Source organism: Chryseobacterium sp. DT-167, from assembly GCF_058310155.1.
Map to the genome: position 1 here is coordinate 213,722 of NZ_JBZEEQ010000008.1, position 16,012 is coordinate 229,733.

Below are 16,012 nucleotides of genomic sequence, written 5' to 3' on the forward strand. Positions count from 1 at the left end.
TTTAAATAAAATTAAATATTCATTCTTCGGAAGAATCTTTAGAATTGGAATCAATGATTTTGGTAACTACACCGTGACCAATCAAATTTTCACCTTCAAAAAAATCAAAATCCAGCCCTTCATAGATTTTTCCTGTCACATATTCACTTTTTAACAGGGCAATTTCAGCAGTGACAGTATCTCCGGGAAAGACCAGATCAGTTCCTACAAAATTCTGCATACCTGTATATAATTCCAGATCAAAAGGAAATTTGATTGAAGGTCTGTAGCCAGAGGAAACGGGGGTCGTTTTCACTGCGTCTTTTGCTGGTAAGTAGGTGAGGAGTGCGATGAACTGCGGTTTGATTTTCATTCTCGTAAAGCAGATTTTATTGAAACGAATGTATGAAAAATTAAATGTATTCTAGTCTATATCTCAGATAATTCGATTAAACACTTTTGTTACGATTAATTTCATACTCAATAGTATAATCACTTTTATTTTTACCAATTTTCAAAAATTATTACGAAATAAAAATTATAGAAAATCATTTAAAAATATTATATCAGCAGAAAAAAGAATAAGATTTTACGGTTATTTATAGATTGTCGGTAAAGAAATGTGAAATACAAAAATACACGAGAAAAATTAGTGATTTATGAATTATCAACTAAAGAATTATTTTGTCAAATAAATTTATTAAAAAAAGCAAAACTAAAAAACAGTTTTGCTTTTTTTAATATTTGTTTTAATTTAAAACATGTTGATTCTTAAATTGTATTACCTGTTTTTATAATGTGTTCCATTTTTAGGAGGATTAGTAATTTCTTCATCAGAATTTAAGGAGTCATTAGTAATTTTATAATGAGTTCCATTTTTAGGAGGATCGTTAGGATCTAAGCCAGATTGTGTAGAATCTGATTTTTGCATTGGATCTCCTTCAGTAATTTGTTTTTGCAAAAGACTGTTATCTTCACGCTGAGTGTTAGGTTCATTATCCTGACGACAAGAGACAACTATAATACCTATTAATATTATTGCGACATAAAAATACTTTTGTATCATGCTTACAAGATTTAAAATGTTGACTAATTCAATTTCATACAAAGATATTAAGGCGGAGCACATCACGCAAATTAATATATATGAAATTTATAAATACTACGTAAATATTTATAAATTTTTACGTAGTATTTAGTTTTAACTGATTGTAAATTAATATTATGTGGTTTAATAATAAATATGTTAATTATTTATTACTGTTCATTGTGGTAATAGATGATTTTGCTTATTTTTGATTATGATTTTTATAGAAAGATATCCATTGATAAAAAGGGCGTTCATAATGTACTGCTGTCTCTTTGCATCAATTTTATTTTCTCAGAATATTTCTAAGGATCCAACTTATGAAAAATTCAGAACGAAGTATTGGGAGTATGAAGAAAATGATAAACGTGCATTTGTTTATCTTGATCAATACATCAATTATGCTAAGACCAAAAAAAATTATTCCGAGTTATTTCAAGCATATAAAGACGCAATACTATTTTCAGAAGATCAAAAAATGCAGTACGCCGACAGTGCAATTGCTGCTGCAAAAAAATCCGGCAATAAAGATCTTATCGGAGATGCTTATTTAAGTAAAGGTGCTATTTATTATTTCAATCACAGAAAATTTCAACTGGCTTTGAATGAATATTTGACAGCTTACGAGTATCTTGAGAATTCTAAAGATGAATTGCCTAAATATCAAAACCTATATCATATCGGTGTGGTTAAAAGTTATTTAGGGTATTATGAGGAGGCATTAAAGATTTTTAAAGAGTGTATTGAGTTTTTTAAAATCAATATTAAAGGTGATTTGCATGAGAATATAATTTACAATAATACCAAAGGTTATCTTAATTCATTACATCAGGCTATCATCTGTTATCAGGCATTAGGAAAAAAAGATGAGGTCAAAAAACTGCTTAGTATGGCGGCTGCATCTACTCCGAAAACAAAAGATTTTATCCTTGAGAACAGTTATTTTGAAAAAAGTAGAGGAGTTTCTGATTTTTCTGATAAAAAATATTTGGATGCTATAAGAGATTTTGATCAAGCTTTACCAGGTCTTATGAAAGTTAATGATTTTACTTGGATATCATATGTGTACTTTTATAAAGGAGAAAGTTATACAAAATTAGGTAAGCAAGAATTGGGAGTAGAAAATTATAAAAAAGTCGATTCTATTTTCAATAAGCATAAGTTTATACTTCCTGAGCTAAGGAGTAATTATGAAAAACTTATTACTTATTACAAAAAGAAAAACAGTCCGGAAAACGAGCTGTATTACACCAATCAGCTTTTAAAAGTTGATAGTGTTATTTCTTCTGATTTTAAATACCTTTCAACCCGTATCTATAAGGATTATGATACAAAACAATTGCTTGAGGTAAAAGAAAATCTTGAAAAAACTAATTCGTTTGGTTTTGTGTTGCTTATTGTATCAGGAATCATTATTATTTTATTGGGCTTTATGATGTTTTACAGAATCAGAAAGCAAAAGCAGATTCAGGATAAGTACAACCAGTTACTGGTGAAAATAGAAGAAGAGAAATTCTCTGAAGCCGAGCCAGAGCCGTTAAAGTTTGATCTTAATAAAAACATCAGACTCGATCAGAATATTGTAGAAAAGCTGCTGAAAGACATCAGTAATTTTGAAGCCAATGAAAAATTTCTGGAAAAGGGTCTGACTTTGAAAAAACTTGCCGAATATTTTAAAACCAATACTTCTTATCTTTCTCAGGTTATCAATGAATATAAAGGAAGCAATTTCAGTGTATACATCAATGTATTAAGAATCAACTATGCAACGCAAAAAATCTATCACGACAGAGAGTGGAGGAAGTATTCCATAGAGCATATTGCTTCTGCTTCAGGTTTTAGCAACAGACAGAGTTTTTCAAATATTTTTCTTGAAATAAACGGAATTCGACCGGTAGATTTTATCAAGAAAAGAATAAAGGAAGTTGAAGGTGGAGAATAATACCATTACAACATTTTATTTAGCGATATAAAAAGTAGATGCCAGAATTGAAAAATTCTGGCATACTACTAATAGAAACTAAGTGATGAAACAATATATTTTAATGTGATAATGATGAATGTTTTTTAAATTAATTTAATTGAGTGATAAATTTTGTTTCTCAATTATTATACTGCTAAAGTATAGACTTTCGAATTCATCCGCAAAGTATCATTGGAGGCATTTATAAATATTTACGTAATAATTTATAAATTTTAACTTAAAAAATAGAATGTAAAATATTGTATATCAGTTATTTGTAAATATCATCCATTTTAAGTTCAATAACCATTTTTATTTTTCTTAAAAGTTGAAAGCTTTATTCAACAATATATTTTATCAATAAAATTCCTGTATTTTACCTAACTTTAGTAAAAATAAATTTATGCAGATAGAGACAAGAGCACTCAATATTGATGACTATGATGAGTTGGTTTCGGCAATGCGCAGAGCCTACCCGAAAATGTCTGAATATGTTTGGTCTAAAAAGAGTATTGCCAAACTCACTAAAATTTTTCAGCCGGGACAAATCTGTATTACAGTAGATGGCAAAATTGCAGCGGTAGCTCTTTCAATTGTTGTGAATTACGAAGAATTTGATGACGAGCATACTTACAGTGATATCACAGGAAATTATACATTCAATACTCATTCAGCTACAGGTAATGTACTTTATGGAATTGAAATTTTTGTAGACCCGGTTTATCGGGAACTCAGATTGGGAAGAAGACTATATGATGCAAGAAAAGAACTTTGCGAACAGCTAAACCTGAAATCAATCATTCTGGGTGGCAGAATTCCTGATTATCACAAATACAGCCACGAGATCTCACCAAGAGAGTATATCAGAAGAGTCAGAGATAAAGAAATCTATGATCCTGTGCTTTCTTTCCAGCTTTCTAATAATTTTTTACCGATCAGGGTTCTGAAAAAATATCTTCCGGAAGATGAAGCTTCCCGTGAAAACGCAGTTTTGCTACAATGGAATAATATCTATTACAGCAAGAAACCCAATACGATGCAGGACAGCACCATCAGATTGGGGCTTGTGCAATGGCAGATGAGGCATTTCAAAGACATCAATGCATTTTATGAGCAGGTAGAATTTTTTGTGAATGTTATGGGAGACTACAAGTCGGATTTTGTTTTGTTTCCCGAACTTTTTAATACGCCTTTGCTTGCGCCTTTCAATAATCTTTCTGAACGTGACAGTATGATCGAGTTGGCAAAGATTACAGATCAGATTAAATCTAAAATTTCTGAACTCGCAATCAGCTACAATGTCAATATTATATCGGGAAGTATGCCTGTTTTTGAAAATAATGATCTGTATAATGTTAGTTACTTGCTTCATCGCGACGGTCGTATCGATGAGTACCGGAAAATTCATATCACTCCCAATGAAAGAAAATATTATGGAATGAAAGGTGGTAGTGAGATCAGAGTTTTTGATACAGACTGTGGTAAGATTGGTCTGGTCATCTGTTACGATGTTGAATTTCCGGAACTACCAAGACTTTTAGCGGATCAGGGAATGAAAATTTTATTTGTACCTTATCTTACAGACACGCAGAATGCTTATATGAGAGTTCGTCATTGCGCTGCAGCAAGAGCAATTGAAAACGAGTGTTATGTTGCAATTGCAGGCTGTGTAGGAAATTTACCGGGTGTAAATAATATGGATATACAATTTGGGCAGGCTGCCGTTTTTACTCCTTCAGATTTTGCTTTTCCGTCAAATGCTGTAAAAGGTGAGGCAACACCAAATACAGAAATGACCCTTATCGTAGATGTAGATTTAAATTTATTAAAAGATCTTCACTATCACGGCTCGGTACAGATTCTCAATGACAGACGAAAAGATCTTTATGAAACTTATCTTAAAGAAAAACCTGATATACTGGATAACAGAATTTAATTAAAATCCCCATCTGCAAATGCGAATGGGGATTGTTTTTATTCAAAAATAATTCTTCCGTCAAAAGATTCTGTCGTTGCAATAAAAATACTTTCGTCAAATCTCTTTATTGGAACCTGAATTACCGAATAAGTTCCGTCATCGTTTTTTTCTTCAACGATCAGATTGCTTCCTTCACCGATTTCAGATTTTGCATATTCCAGTTGGTACTCATTATCTTTTTTTACAAAATCTTCTTTTTTAAATTCTTTATGTGCCATAATAATGGTTTTTTTAGTGTAGAACTAAAGTATAAATAAATCTCCGGATTAATTAGAAATTATTTATGAATTCTTCCAAACAAAATTAGATGGAGTTTATTAATCTGCTGATTCTGTTGGTGTATTCTGATCATATATAAAAATCTAAGTCTTATTTGAATATATCATGTTAAATAATTGTAAAATATTCGTTTTGCTAAAACCAAGGCATACAAATTGTAAATATGATTACACCAAAACAAGATTTTATTATGGATAATCAAAGAACAGTAGAAGTACTTAATGATTTGCTGAAAATAACGAACGACAGAATTACAGGATTTTCTAAAGTGGAAGCAAAAGTTTGGGATACCCATTCCCACCTGAAAGCTGATTATGACAGAATGGTGTCTCACTCTCAGGATATGAAATCTGAACTGATAGGAATGATCAGAGAGCGGGGTGGAGAGGCAGAAGACGTAACAACTGCAGCTGGTGCAATTCACAGAGCTTGGATCGATATTAAAAACTCCTTTTCCGGAAATAAAGATGAGTCAACTCTCGAAAATGTTGTTTTTGGTGAAGATGCGGCTATCAAAGCTTATCAGGATGCTTTAGACAGTGGTGATCTTACCGGTGAGTGCTCAAGAAAAATACAGGATCAGCTTCATCATCTCAAAGCATCCTACAACAAATTTGCAAACATTGAAAACTAAATGAATAGGTGTAAAGCTGTTTTATCTAAATTAAACAGTTTATTATATAAAGCTAGTGGTGAAATCTATGTGATTCAAATCATAAACGGTTAATGTACTTTGTTATACATTTGATGAGACACCAAACGCCACAATATGAAATTATTATTACTTCTGCTTATTAATGATCTTTAATGCAATCTGCAAAAATAAATCATAAATAATCCTTACAGCAAATATGAAACAATTCGTAGAGAATTATTGCAAGATTCATAGCTGCTATTTTAATAATTAACTTCAGAACTACGATTTTTTAGAAAATATAGTATTATGGAATAATCATTGATCAGATATATTCTGTTAATAATATATTTTGTTCAGATAAGTTTGGCTTGTCATGCAATTTACGTCACCCGTTAAAGATTTTCCAGAGTGGCGGTTAAACGTTTTTTAGGATCTAAATTTTGTCAGAATATATTTGATATTCAATGCATTATGTTTCGTAAATTTTGATACATAATATTTGAATTATTAATCTCTGAACTTGAAGTGTAAACAATGTTCAGAATATTCAGCAATAAACATATTGTCTGGTAATCAGATCATTATTTTCATATCTATTATCGACTGAAGAATCGGAAATATTACATCTTTAAAGAATTATTGAACTAAATTAAATCATACTATATATATTATGGAAAATAAAGACTCACAAAAAAATGACAAGCTCGATCAGCTCCAGGATCATATTACAGATAATCAGAACGAAAAACTGACAACAAATCAGGGTCTGAAGATCAATAACAATCAGGATTCTTTAAAAGCAGATGAAAGAGGAGCAACTTTACTGGAAGATTTTATCCTTAGAGAAAAAATTACCCATTTTGATCATGAAAGAATTCCTGAGAGAATCGTTCATGCAAGAGGTTCCGGTGCTCATGGTGTTTTTAAACTCAATAAAAGTTTAGCAAAATATACGAAAGCAAAATTTTTAAATGAAGTCGGAAAAGAAACGCCGGTTTTCGTTAGGTTTTCTACCGTTGCAGGAAGTGCAGGAAGTACAGATCTTGCGAGAGATGTAAGAGGTTTTGCCGTAAAATTTTATACTGACGAAGGAAATTACGACCTTGTAGGAAATAACATTCCTGTCTTCTTTATTCAGGATGCGATGAAGTTTCCGGATCTGGTACATGCAGTGAAACCTGAGCCTGATAATGCGATTCCACAGGCTGCTTCTGCTCATGATACGTTTTGGGATTTCATTTCACTGATGCCGGAAAGTATGCACATGATCATGTGGGCAATGAGCGACCGTGCAATCCCAAGAAGTTATAGAATGATGGAAGGTTTTGGTGTTCACTCATTTAAATTTGTCAATAGCGAAGGTGCAGTTCATTTCGTTAAATTTCATTTTAAACCCAAATTAGGTGTGCATTCAGTTGCATGGACCGAAGCACAGAAAATTTCAGGAACAGATCCCGATTTTCACAGAAGAGATCTTTGGGAGTCTATCGAGAACGGTGCTTTTCCTGAATGGGATTTTGGGGTGCAGATCATTCCTGAGGAAAACGAGCATGATTTTGACTTTGACCTTCTAGATCCCACCAAAATAGTTCCCGAAGAACTCGTTCCGGTACAGCTTGTTGGAACTCTAACCTTAAATAGAAATCCGGATAACTTTTTTGCGGAAACAGAGCAGGTAGCTTTCCATCCGGGACATTTGGTTCCGGGAATTGATTTTTCAAACGATCCGCTTCTACAGGGGAGGTTATTCTCTTATACAGATACTCAATTGTCAAGATTAGGTTCTCCAAACTTCCATGAAATTCCGATCAACCGATCAATCAATCCTGTGCACAATAATCAGCGTGACGGTCATATGAGACAACAGATTGTAAAAGGAAAAGTGAGTTACGAACCAAATTCTATCGGTGGCGGTTGTCCGTTTCAGGCTATGATGAAAGAAGGCGGCTTTACTTCAAACAATGAAAGAGTCGACGGACACAAAGTGAGAGCAAGAAGCAAAAGTTTTGTTGATCATTATTCTCAGGCAAAAATGTTCTTCAACAGTCAATCTGAGCCGGAAAAAACTCATCTTCAGAATGCTCTGGTTTTTGAGCTTTCAAAAGTTACTATTCCTGAGATCAGAGAAAGAGTAGTGGGACAATTGAATTTTATTGATAAGAAACTGGCTTCTCATGTCGCCGAAAAAGTAGGTGTTAAAGTGAAGAAATTAGATACTCCAAATGGAAGTATTCCTGCGGACGCAGATCCTGCAAGTTTACAAAGTGAGGAAAGAGAGCCTGCAACAAAAAGTTCTGAAGCTTTAAGCATGGAAAATACCGTAAAAGATACCATCGAAAGCAGAGTAATCGGTTTTGTAATGGCAGACGGAGTAAATACTCAGGCGGTAAAATCTTTGAAAAATAAACTTGAAAGTAAAGGAGCTGTTGTACAAATCATTGCTACAAGTGTTGCGCCGGTAACTGCAGATGATAAAACTGCATTTGAGCCTAAACATTCCATCTCAAGTGTTGCAAGCGTAAGTTTTGATGCGCTTTATATTTGCCAGGGAGAAAAATCTGTGCAGCAATTGATGCAGCCTGATGTAAAACCTATTGTTACAGAATTTATCAATGAGGCATACAAACACTGCAAGGCGATTTATTTCGGGAAAGATACAGACGATATTTATAATGCGACTCATATCGCTAAAAAGAAGCATGAAGACCGTGCTGTCATAAAAGCAGGAAGCGGAAAATCTGATGAAGAATTTATTTCTGCTGTTGCTGCTCACAGAGTTTGGGATCTTGAGAAAGACCGAAATTCGATGGCATAAAATTCGATGATAATGTTTTACACCAAATCAATATAATAATCAGAAAAGCAATTTTTTTGAGGTTAGATTTAAAAATCAATATAGCTGAAATTGCAGATTTTGAAATTATATAAAATAAATTTACTATTATGGAATTTCAACAAAAAATACTTCACTACATCAGCGAATATCTGATCACAAATAACGAAACAATATCTGTTGCGGAAAGTGTGACTTCGGGAATGCTGCAGCTGGCTTTTTCACAGATGCCTAATGCTACAATGTTTTATAAAGGCGGAATCACCACTTACACATTACCGGAGAAAGTGAGATTGCTTGATATTGATCAGAATGAAGCTGAGGACTGTAATTGTGTTTCAGAAAATATCGCAGAAACGATGGCATTAAACGTTGCTAAAATGTTTGAAAGCGACTGGTCAATTGCAACTACAGGATATTGTACTCCGGTAAGGAACTCTATATTCAGTGTTTTTGCACATTATTCAATAGCGTATAAAGGTGAAATAATTTTGTCTAAAAAGCTTGAGCTTCATCCAAAAACACAGGCTCTGAATGCGCAGCTTTATTATGCAGAATTTATCTTAGGATGTTTCAAAAGTGAATTGAATAATCTTTTGATCTTAAATAACTAATAGCTGATAAAGCATTTCACTCTTAAAACTAGAAAATCCTCAATGAAAATTGAGGATTTTTTAATGAAATAAATTGAAAGATTATTTCGCTTTACTGTTCAATGCAGTATCAGCAATTGTACTTAATAATTTATCGCAATTTTTTTCTTCTTTTAAGGTTGCTAATAAATTGCTAAGACATTTTTTCTCGCCCAGAACTTTAGCATAAGCAGCTAAACTTCCATAAGTGGCAATTTCATAATGTTCTACCTTTTGTGAAGCAGCGATAATTCCTACATCACGGATCGCCCCTGCTTTTGTTTCTTCCATAATGCTTTTGCCTTCATCCAGTAATCCCTGCATGGCATCACATTTTTTAGCTTCTGGTTTTAAACCTAAAGATTTGAAGCATTCTTCCAATCTCATTACGTGAACTTCAGTTTCTTTTAAATGAGTTGCGATAGCTTCCTTCAAATCAGGATGGGTAGCATTTTTTTCCATTTTTGGAAGTGCTTTTGTTAAGGCTTTTTCAGCCCAATAGATGTCTTTCAATGCATCTTCAAAAAAGTCTTTCAGATCAGATGCTGCATCGCTTTTCGCAGGTGCTTTGGGTGAAGACTTTGAAGCTGTACTTTTTGAAGCAGCTGTTTTTTTAGGTGTTTCGCTTTTTTTAGGCGAAGCAGTTTTGTTAGCGGTTGCTGTTTTAGTTGCCATATTGTTTATTTTTTGATTTAAGTTATGTTCTACAATTCAATTTTAAGACCAAAGACTCGTAAAATCTATTTTAAAAGAAAGTTTTTATAAAGATTTTATTGGCAGGTGTTTTGTAATTTAAAAGAAAAATAAATCCTATGAACAATAAAATAAAAGTAGCATTGGCATTCTTAGCGGGAGGAACTTTATTGCTCCTTAATGAAAGAAGAAAAAGACTTAGTAAAAAGGCTAAAACATTCACAGCGCCGGACGGGAATATCTATAAAGAAAATCAGCTTTATCGTACTTCAGAAGGCAAAGCTTACAGAAATGGGAAAGTCGTACATTTTGATCATTTAGAATTTGAAAATGAAAATCATTCAACAAATGCATTCAATCATCAGCATGACGATAAGTTTCCAAAAAACTATCAGGTAAAGCCGCAGAATGTTGATTATCATCAGAGAGGAAAAAGACATCGTTAATCTTTGTAAATAAAATAATATGAGCGGTTGTGATTATGGTCATAGCCGCTTATTGGTTAATTAAAGTAATTTTGAGTATGGATGTAAATATTTTAGGAATTATAGCAGGATGTATCACATCGGTATCAATGATTCCACAGCTTATTAAAGTGATCAGGGAAAAAAACGTAGAAGACCTTTCGTGGGTTATGATCATGATTTTGGTATGTGGATTATCTCTATGGGTGTGGTACGGAATTCTCAAAAAAGAATGGCCGATCATTCTCTCAAATGCCTTTGCTGTTCTGGTGAATCTCACCTTGCTGATTTGTTTGATATTATTCAGAAAAAAATCATGAACAATGTTTTTTAATTACTTTTCTTTAAAAAGAATTATTCTAAGTAAGAAAATTCAGTATTGAAAATAACTGATAATTATCATTTTAATATTAAATTATAAATAATAATCATAATATTACGTTAATAATACATCAATTTTAATTTTTAGATTGATAACAAGTTTGAAAATTTGTATCTTGGTCGCATATTTGTGAAGCTGCTGATTTAAAAATAAGTTGTGCCATTCGCTTCATTTCGTAATACCGTTGTATCGATGGCATACAGCACATATTTTTTTTATTTGTATGAATGAATCTTCTTACAAGACATCAGGGGAAACTTACCCTGAATTTCTTGATCATTTTAAAACTTCACTCCACCATCTTTTTCAGAGAGAAAACATTGACCAGCTTTGTCAGCAGAGAGGTTTGCCGCCAAGTGTCTGGAAAGAAATAATGAATCTGAAACCGCTCTCTGTTGCAGTGCCTTCAGAATTTGGAGGAAGAGGATTGAAAGTGAAAGAATGTTTGGGGATTTTATCAGCTGCATCGTACGAATCTCTTCCTTTATCACTTACTTTCGGGATCAATATTGCTCTCTTTCTGGAGCCTTTAGCCAAATACGGAAACGAATCTATTAAAGAAAATATATTTAAACATTTCCTAAACTACGGTGCAATGGGCGGTCTTATGATTACTGAGCCGGATTTTGGAAGTGATGCTTTAAATATGAAAACCCAAAATGTGCAGAATGGTGATTCTTACGACATAAAAGGCACAAAACACTGGCAAGGATTGACAGGATTGGCAAATTATTGGTTAATCACTTCAAGAAATGCAAATGCTGAAGGAAATCTTTCCAGAGACGTAGATTTTTTTATTGCAGATACACATCAACCGCAACAGAATATTGAGGTTTTAGAATATTATGATAATCCGGGATTATATATGATTCCTTATGGTCTTAATAAAATAGATATTAAAGTTCCTCAGGAAAATAAACTGGTTCCTGAATCTACAGGTCTTAAAATGATGCTTGATATTCTTCACAGAAGCAGATTTCAGTTTCCGGGAATGGGAATGGGCTTTTTGAAAAGAATGCTTGACGAGGCTCTAGATCATACGAGAAACAGAATTGTAGGAAATTCAAATTTGTATGCACTGGATCAGGTGCAGTATCAGCTGACAAGATTAGAATCTTTCTTTACATTGTGTTCGGCAATGTGCGCAAAAAGTTCTAAGATCAGCGGAATTGATCACAATCTTTCCTCAGAAGGAGTTCATGCCAATTCTATGAAAGCTTTGGTGACCGATATGATGCAGGAGGCTGCACAGATTTTGGTTCAGCTTTCGGGTGGTAAAGGCTACAGGATTAGTCACATCGGAGGAAGAGGAATTATGGACAGCCGTCCGTTCCAGATTTTTGAAGGGTCAAACGAAATGCTTTACACTCAGATTTCAGAAGGAATTTTAAAGGACATGAAGAAAAAGAAACTCGAAAATGTAGGTGAATATCTTCAGCAAAATATTTTGAGTGAAAACGCTGCAAAATTATATACTCAGAATTTAGATTTCACGATCAATACAGCAATTTCTCAAAGAAAAATGATCGACTTAGGAAAAGTTGTTGCCAGAATTATCACGGTAAACGATCTTTTAGAATTAAGTAATGCAGGATTTAATCAGAAGCTGGTTGATAATTCGGTAGAAATGACAAGACAGGAGATTGTTTCTCTTCTTGCGTCGATGAATCATCATCAGGATTTAAAGCCTTTGGATGATTACTCAGAAAACAGCAATTGGATTTCTTTAGTTTAATTACAACAGTTTAAAAACATATTTCTCCGCAGACTATCTGTGGAGATTTTTATTGCTAAAGATTTATCAGTTGTTTTGGTCAGAGCGATTGTTGAGTTCTTTATCAATATCACTGATTTCCGGCAAGGGTAGATGGAAATTTTTGTCAATATACTGTAAGAGTTCCTTATGATCTTTATACTTCAGTTTCCGTATAAAAAGATGACTGTTTGACCGCAGATAATTTTCGAAAATAAAAGGAGCAATATTGATCTCTAAAGCATTAAGGTTGATAATGGCACGTTTGTCATCATTCACAATGACCTGATGAAAAGAAGTATTCATCAGTACCGTCTGGAAAAAAGAATCTGCGGGTAGATAGGTATTCAGATAATAATCTTCAAAAGCCATTACCGTCTCGCTGTTGCTCAAAAAAGAACATGTATCTCTGGTGAGGATCATCCATTTTCCGCCAATGTAGGGAATAACGTCTTTCATGAAGTCTCTTTTATAAATAAATGAAGAGATCTTAAATGCCAATTCCGTAAAATGATTTTGAATTCTTCTCAGCGTATCGGGTCTGTAAAATTTCTGATCATAATAGAACAGATAATTTTTTCCGTTTTGAGCCGTGAGAAATTTTCTTATAATCACCTGAGATCTCAGAGGATAATCTTCTCCGCTCAGATTGATAAAGTATTCCCACTCTGTGCTTGCATTCAGTAGAAATTCTATGGCATTCAGTTGTATCTGAACCATATTAAAGCCTCCTGAAGTAATATTCATGCTTTCAAGAATATAAACATTCGGATATTGAATTGTAAACCCCTGAACCATTTCTGTTACTTCCTCATTAGCCTTTCTGTCAATATGAATAAGATAGAACTGATCTCGGGTGTAAATCGTCTTAAACATTCTTATAAATTGCTCAGGCTCATCATGTACCATGATAAAATAGGCAATACGCACCGAAGCAGAAGAATTTATCGCTGAAGTCTGAGTCTGGGGAAGAGTTTGTGAAAATGTTGTCTGCATAGCTTTAATTTTATCAGTCATTCACCGAGGCAAACAAGTTGATTAAAGGTAGTTATAGTTCAGATAACAAATGATAATTATTTGTAAATATTTGATTTGTTATAAGATTGAGGTAAAATAGATTACGAAAATGAGATATTACTTTATCAGCATGAAAATTTATTGGTCATTTTAAATTTAAATTGTGTATCTTACCCTATTATAAGGTCATCGTTTTAATTATGTAATGCAATTTTTTCAGATTACCATAAAACAAAAACGTATGAGAGTATACATCAAATATATGGTCAGTCTGCGATGTAAAATGATGGTGCAGGAAGAGATTGACAGGCTTGGTCTGGAACATGCTGTTGTTCAGTTGGGAACTGTAGATTTTGCCGAGATTATCGATAATGAAAAACTTGAGATTTTCAGATTACGATTGTCACATTTGGGTCTGGAATTGCTGGATGACAAAAAAAGTATTTTAATTGAAAAAATTAAAAATACCATCACAGAGATGATTCATAATGCCGATGAGCAGCCGAAAGAGAATTACTCATTATATCTGAGTGAAAAATTAGAATATGACTACACTTATCTTTCCAATGTTTTCTCAGAAGTCAACGGATATACAATACAACACTTTATTATTTTAAATAAGATTGAAAAAGTAAAAGAACTTTTACTCTATAATGAACTGAATCTCACTGAAATTGCTTATAAGCTCAATTATAGCAGTGTAGGACATCTCTCTTATCAGTTTAAAAAAATCACCGGATTGGCTCCCTCTTTTTACAAACAGCTGAAGCTGAAGAGAAAAAAGAATCTTGAAGATTTATAAATGTGTGATTTATGTAAATTCAATATTTATTTATATAAACAAGTTTCCGTTTTTTAGTCCATCTTTGTCAAGTGAAATAAATACCTGAATACTGCCTGAAAAATAAAAGACAGTTTTCTTAAAAAGTATTTAAAAACATAGAGTTATACGTTTGCATTAAGTCTCGATGCTATTAGAATTGAAAAGTTCTTCTGAGAAAAATCCCCTTTTTCTTTATTGAGTTCAAAAATAATAATTCCAGTGACAAATAATACGGTTTCATCAGCTTCATAAGTTGTCACATATTTTGGATGATTATAATGTAAAATGAATTTAAACAGATAATAAACAGAGAATATTAAAATTCCCATAAAAAAGGATCTTACCGGATCACAAACTATTAAAATAAAGTTTCCCGATCAATATTGAAAAAGGAAAGCCGTTACTCGGTAAAGAAATACCATGAGTTTTAAGAATCTAAACTTAATCAATCCCATCATTCGCGCTGCTACAGAAGCAGGATGTCCGATGCCTACAGAACTGCAGATCAAAATGATTCCGCAGATCCTAAGCGGCAAAGACGTTCTTTGTCAGATTGCCCGCGGAACAGAAAGGATGACCTCTTTTACAATGCCTGTCCTTCAGATGTTGAAAAAGAACAATCCCGATCACAATGATACAAGAGTTTTGGTTTTGACTCCTACTAAAGAAACTGTTTTACAGATAGAAGAGAATTTTAAAATATATACCAAATATCTGCCGTTGTCTCAGCTTTCAGTATACGAAGGAATTTCAAACGGAACGCAGCTTTCTTCGCTCAGGAGAAGATTAGATGTGCTTATTGCAACACCAGAGAAACTGCTGGAATTAGATGATCAGCGACACATCAGTCTTTCAAAGATAGAAGTATTGATTATAGATGACATTGAAATTCTGTTGGAAAAAAATACAGATGAGCTCAAAAGGCTTATAAGCAAGCTTCCTGGGAAAAGACAAAATATAATTTATTCGTCTACATTATCTAAAGAGGTCAGCAATTTTGCAGAAAAGATAAGTAACGACAGAATGGAAACGATGAAAGCTACAGAATATTCTGCAGTTTCATAAATAAAAAAAGAAAAAAAGGTTTAATTTTTTAAATTAAACACAACACATAAAACAATTTTTAATACCAATACAATGCAACAAGGCACAGTAAAATTTTTTAACGAAACAAAAGGTTTCGGATTTATTTCTCCAGCAGAAGGAGGACAAGACATTTTTGTACATTCTTCAGGATTGAACACTAAAATGATTCGCGAGAATGATAAAGTAGTTTTCGACGTAGAAAAAAGCGAAAAAGGATTAAATGCAGTTAACGTAAGACTTGCATAATCGATATATATCGTTACATGAAGCTGCCTCGCAAGAGGCAGCTTTTTTTTTGCTCCAGCCTTTTGAATCTCATTCTTACCCATTATCGTAGAATTACTACAAAATGTGAAAAAGTTTTAATTTTTTTTCAGAATAATTTTAGGTGTAATTATCTTTGAGC

At 33.0% G+C, this 16,012-nt stretch carries 16 protein-coding genes; 11 read left to right on the top strand and 5 right to left on the bottom strand.

Annotation, left to right across the window (positions count from 1 at the left end; genetic code table 11):
• Positions 1-19 precede the first annotated feature (19 nt).
• Both AC4FQ5_RS12520 and AC4FQ5_RS12525 read right to left on the bottom strand, forming a co-directional pair.
• Entirely contained in the window at positions 20-352 is a 333-nt protein-coding gene (locus tag AC4FQ5_RS12520) for a hypothetical protein (RefSeq protein WP_491143773.1), read from the bottom strand.
• Positions 353-760: 408 nt separating this feature from the next.
• Positions 761-1,045, bottom strand: coding sequence for a hypothetical protein (locus AC4FQ5_RS12525; protein WP_491143775.1), 285 nt, complete (start codon positions 1,043-1,045; stop codon positions 761-763).
• Positions 1,046-1,325: 280 nt separating this feature from the next.
• Here AC4FQ5_RS12525 and AC4FQ5_RS12530 point away from each other — a divergent pair, with 280 nt between their 5' ends.
• Positions 1,326-3,008: a helix-turn-helix domain-containing protein gene (locus AC4FQ5_RS12530; protein WP_491143777.1), complete on the top strand. Its 1,683-nt coding sequence runs from the start codon at positions 1,326-1,328 to the stop codon at positions 3,006-3,008.
• 424 nt (positions 3,009-3,432) lie between these two features.
• Complete coding sequence (locus AC4FQ5_RS12535) at positions 3,433-4,965, top strand: carbon-nitrogen hydrolase family protein (protein WP_491143779.1); 1,533 nt, start codon at positions 3,433-3,435, stop codon at positions 4,963-4,965.
• A 38-nt stretch (positions 4,966-5,003) separates the two neighbouring features.
• Here the strand turns inward: AC4FQ5_RS12535 and AC4FQ5_RS12540 are convergent, their stop codons facing one another.
• Positions 5,004-5,225, bottom strand: coding sequence for a glutathione synthase (locus tag AC4FQ5_RS12540; protein WP_491143781.1), 222 nt, complete (start codon positions 5,223-5,225; stop codon positions 5,004-5,006).
• 224 nt (positions 5,226-5,449) lie between these two features.
• Here AC4FQ5_RS12540 and AC4FQ5_RS12545 point away from each other — a divergent pair, with 224 nt between their 5' ends.
• The 3 genes from AC4FQ5_RS12545 (at position 5,450) to AC4FQ5_RS12555 (ending at position 9,370) form a co-directional block, all read left to right on the top strand.
• The gene (locus tag AC4FQ5_RS12545) at positions 5,450-5,920 is read left to right on the top strand and encodes a ferritin-like domain-containing protein (RefSeq protein ID WP_491143783.1); all 471 of its coding nucleotides are present in this window, start codon (positions 5,450-5,452) and stop codon (positions 5,918-5,920) included.
• 673 nt (positions 5,921-6,593) lie between these two features.
• A complete protein-coding gene (locus AC4FQ5_RS12550; protein ID WP_491143784.1) occupies positions 6,594-8,738 on the top strand; it encodes a catalase in 2,145 nt (714 codons plus the stop codon).
• A gap of 128 nt (positions 8,739-8,866) precedes the next feature.
• On the top strand, positions 8,867-9,370 hold the full coding sequence (locus AC4FQ5_RS12555; RefSeq protein WP_491143786.1) for a CinA family protein: 504 nt from the start codon (positions 8,867-8,869) through the stop codon (positions 9,368-9,370).
• Positions 9,371-9,451: 81 nt separating this feature from the next.
• Here AC4FQ5_RS12555 and AC4FQ5_RS12560 read toward each other — a convergent pair whose 3' ends face one another.
• Entirely contained in the window at positions 9,452-10,063 is a 612-nt protein-coding gene (locus tag AC4FQ5_RS12560) for a YciE/YciF ferroxidase family protein (protein ID WP_491143787.1), read from the bottom strand.
• Positions 10,064-10,200: 137 nt separating this feature from the next.
• Here AC4FQ5_RS12560 and AC4FQ5_RS12565 point away from each other — a divergent pair, with 137 nt between their 5' ends.
• From AC4FQ5_RS12565 to AC4FQ5_RS12575, 3 genes are all read left to right on the top strand, one after another.
• Positions 10,201-10,527: a hypothetical protein gene (locus AC4FQ5_RS12565; protein WP_491143789.1), complete on the top strand. Its 327-nt coding sequence runs from the start codon at positions 10,201-10,203 to the stop codon at positions 10,525-10,527.
• A gap of 77 nt (positions 10,528-10,604) precedes the next feature.
• Positions 10,605-10,865: a SemiSWEET transporter gene (locus AC4FQ5_RS12570; protein WP_491143791.1), complete on the top strand. Its 261-nt coding sequence runs from the start codon at positions 10,605-10,607 to the stop codon at positions 10,863-10,865.
• Between the two features lie 285 nt (positions 10,866-11,150).
• The gene (locus tag AC4FQ5_RS12575) at positions 11,151-12,662 is read left to right on the top strand and encodes an acyl-CoA dehydrogenase family protein (protein WP_491143793.1); all 1,512 of its coding nucleotides are present in this window, start codon (positions 11,151-11,153) and stop codon (positions 12,660-12,662) included.
• 66 nt (positions 12,663-12,728) lie between these two features.
• Here AC4FQ5_RS12575 and AC4FQ5_RS12580 read toward each other — a convergent pair whose 3' ends face one another.
• Positions 12,729-13,676, bottom strand: a complete 948-nt coding sequence (locus AC4FQ5_RS12580) for a beta-1,6-N-acetylglucosaminyltransferase (RefSeq protein WP_491143795.1) — start codon at positions 13,674-13,676, stop codon at positions 12,729-12,731.
• Positions 13,677-13,938: 262 nt separating this feature from the next.
• Between AC4FQ5_RS12580 and AC4FQ5_RS12585 the strand changes: the two genes are divergently transcribed.
• From AC4FQ5_RS12585 to AC4FQ5_RS12595, 3 genes are all read left to right on the top strand, one after another.
• Complete coding sequence (locus AC4FQ5_RS12585) at positions 13,939-14,499, top strand: helix-turn-helix domain-containing protein (RefSeq protein ID WP_491143797.1); 561 nt, start codon at positions 13,939-13,941, stop codon at positions 14,497-14,499.
• A gap of 441 nt (positions 14,500-14,940) precedes the next feature.
• A complete protein-coding gene (locus tag AC4FQ5_RS12590) occupies positions 14,941-15,585 on the top strand; it encodes a DEAD/DEAH box helicase (protein ID WP_491143799.1) in 645 nt (214 codons plus the stop codon).
• Between the two features lie 72 nt (positions 15,586-15,657).
• Complete coding sequence (locus tag AC4FQ5_RS12595) at positions 15,658-15,852, top strand: cold-shock protein (protein WP_047445827.1); 195 nt, start codon at positions 15,658-15,660, stop codon at positions 15,850-15,852.
• Positions 15,853-16,012 lie beyond the last annotated feature (160 nt).

Coding starts and splice junctions, on each gene's coding strand:
- AC4FQ5_RS12555 (WP_491143786.1), top strand. CDS start 8,867: ATGGAATTTCAACAAAAAATACTTCACTACATCAGCGAATATCTGATC.
- AC4FQ5_RS12565 (WP_491143789.1), top strand. CDS start 10,201: ATGAACAATAAAATAAAAGTAGCATTGGCATTCTTAGCGGGAGGAACT.
- AC4FQ5_RS12570 (WP_491143791.1), top strand. CDS start 10,605: ATGGATGTAAATATTTTAGGAATTATAGCAGGATGTATCACATCGGTA.
- AC4FQ5_RS12530 (WP_491143777.1), top strand. CDS start 1,326: ATGTACTGCTGTCTCTTTGCATCAATTTTATTTTCTCAGAATATTTCT.
- AC4FQ5_RS12560 (WP_491143787.1), bottom strand. CDS start 10,063: ATGGCAACTAAAACAGCAACCGCTAACAAAACTGCTTCGCCTAAAAAA.
- AC4FQ5_RS12590 (WP_491143799.1), top strand. CDS start 14,941: ATGAGTTTTAAGAATCTAAACTTAATCAATCCCATCATTCGCGCTGCT.
- AC4FQ5_RS12595 (WP_047445827.1), top strand. CDS start 15,658: ATGCAACAAGGCACAGTAAAATTTTTTAACGAAACAAAAGGTTTCGGA.
- AC4FQ5_RS12525 (WP_491143775.1), bottom strand. CDS start 1,045: ATGATACAAAAGTATTTTTATGTCGCAATAATATTAATAGGTATTATA.
- AC4FQ5_RS12585 (WP_491143797.1), top strand. CDS start 13,939: ATGAGAGTATACATCAAATATATGGTCAGTCTGCGATGTAAAATGATG.
- AC4FQ5_RS12520 (WP_491143773.1), bottom strand. CDS start 352: ATGAAAATCAAACCGCAGTTCATCGCACTCCTCACCTACTTACCAGCA.
- AC4FQ5_RS12580 (WP_491143795.1), bottom strand. CDS start 13,676: ATGCAGACAACATTTTCACAAACTCTTCCCCAGACTCAGACTTCAGCG.
- AC4FQ5_RS12545 (WP_491143783.1), top strand. CDS start 5,450: ATGATTACACCAAAACAAGATTTTATTATGGATAATCAAAGAACAGTA.
- AC4FQ5_RS12535 (WP_491143779.1), top strand. CDS start 3,433: ATGCAGATAGAGACAAGAGCACTCAATATTGATGACTATGATGAGTTG.
- AC4FQ5_RS12540 (WP_491143781.1), bottom strand. CDS start 5,225: ATGGCACATAAAGAATTTAAAAAAGAAGATTTTGTAAAAAAAGATAAT.
- AC4FQ5_RS12550 (WP_491143784.1), top strand. CDS start 6,594: ATGGAAAATAAAGACTCACAAAAAAATGACAAGCTCGATCAGCTCCAG.
- AC4FQ5_RS12575 (WP_491143793.1), top strand. CDS start 11,151: ATGAATGAATCTTCTTACAAGACATCAGGGGAAACTTACCCTGAATTT.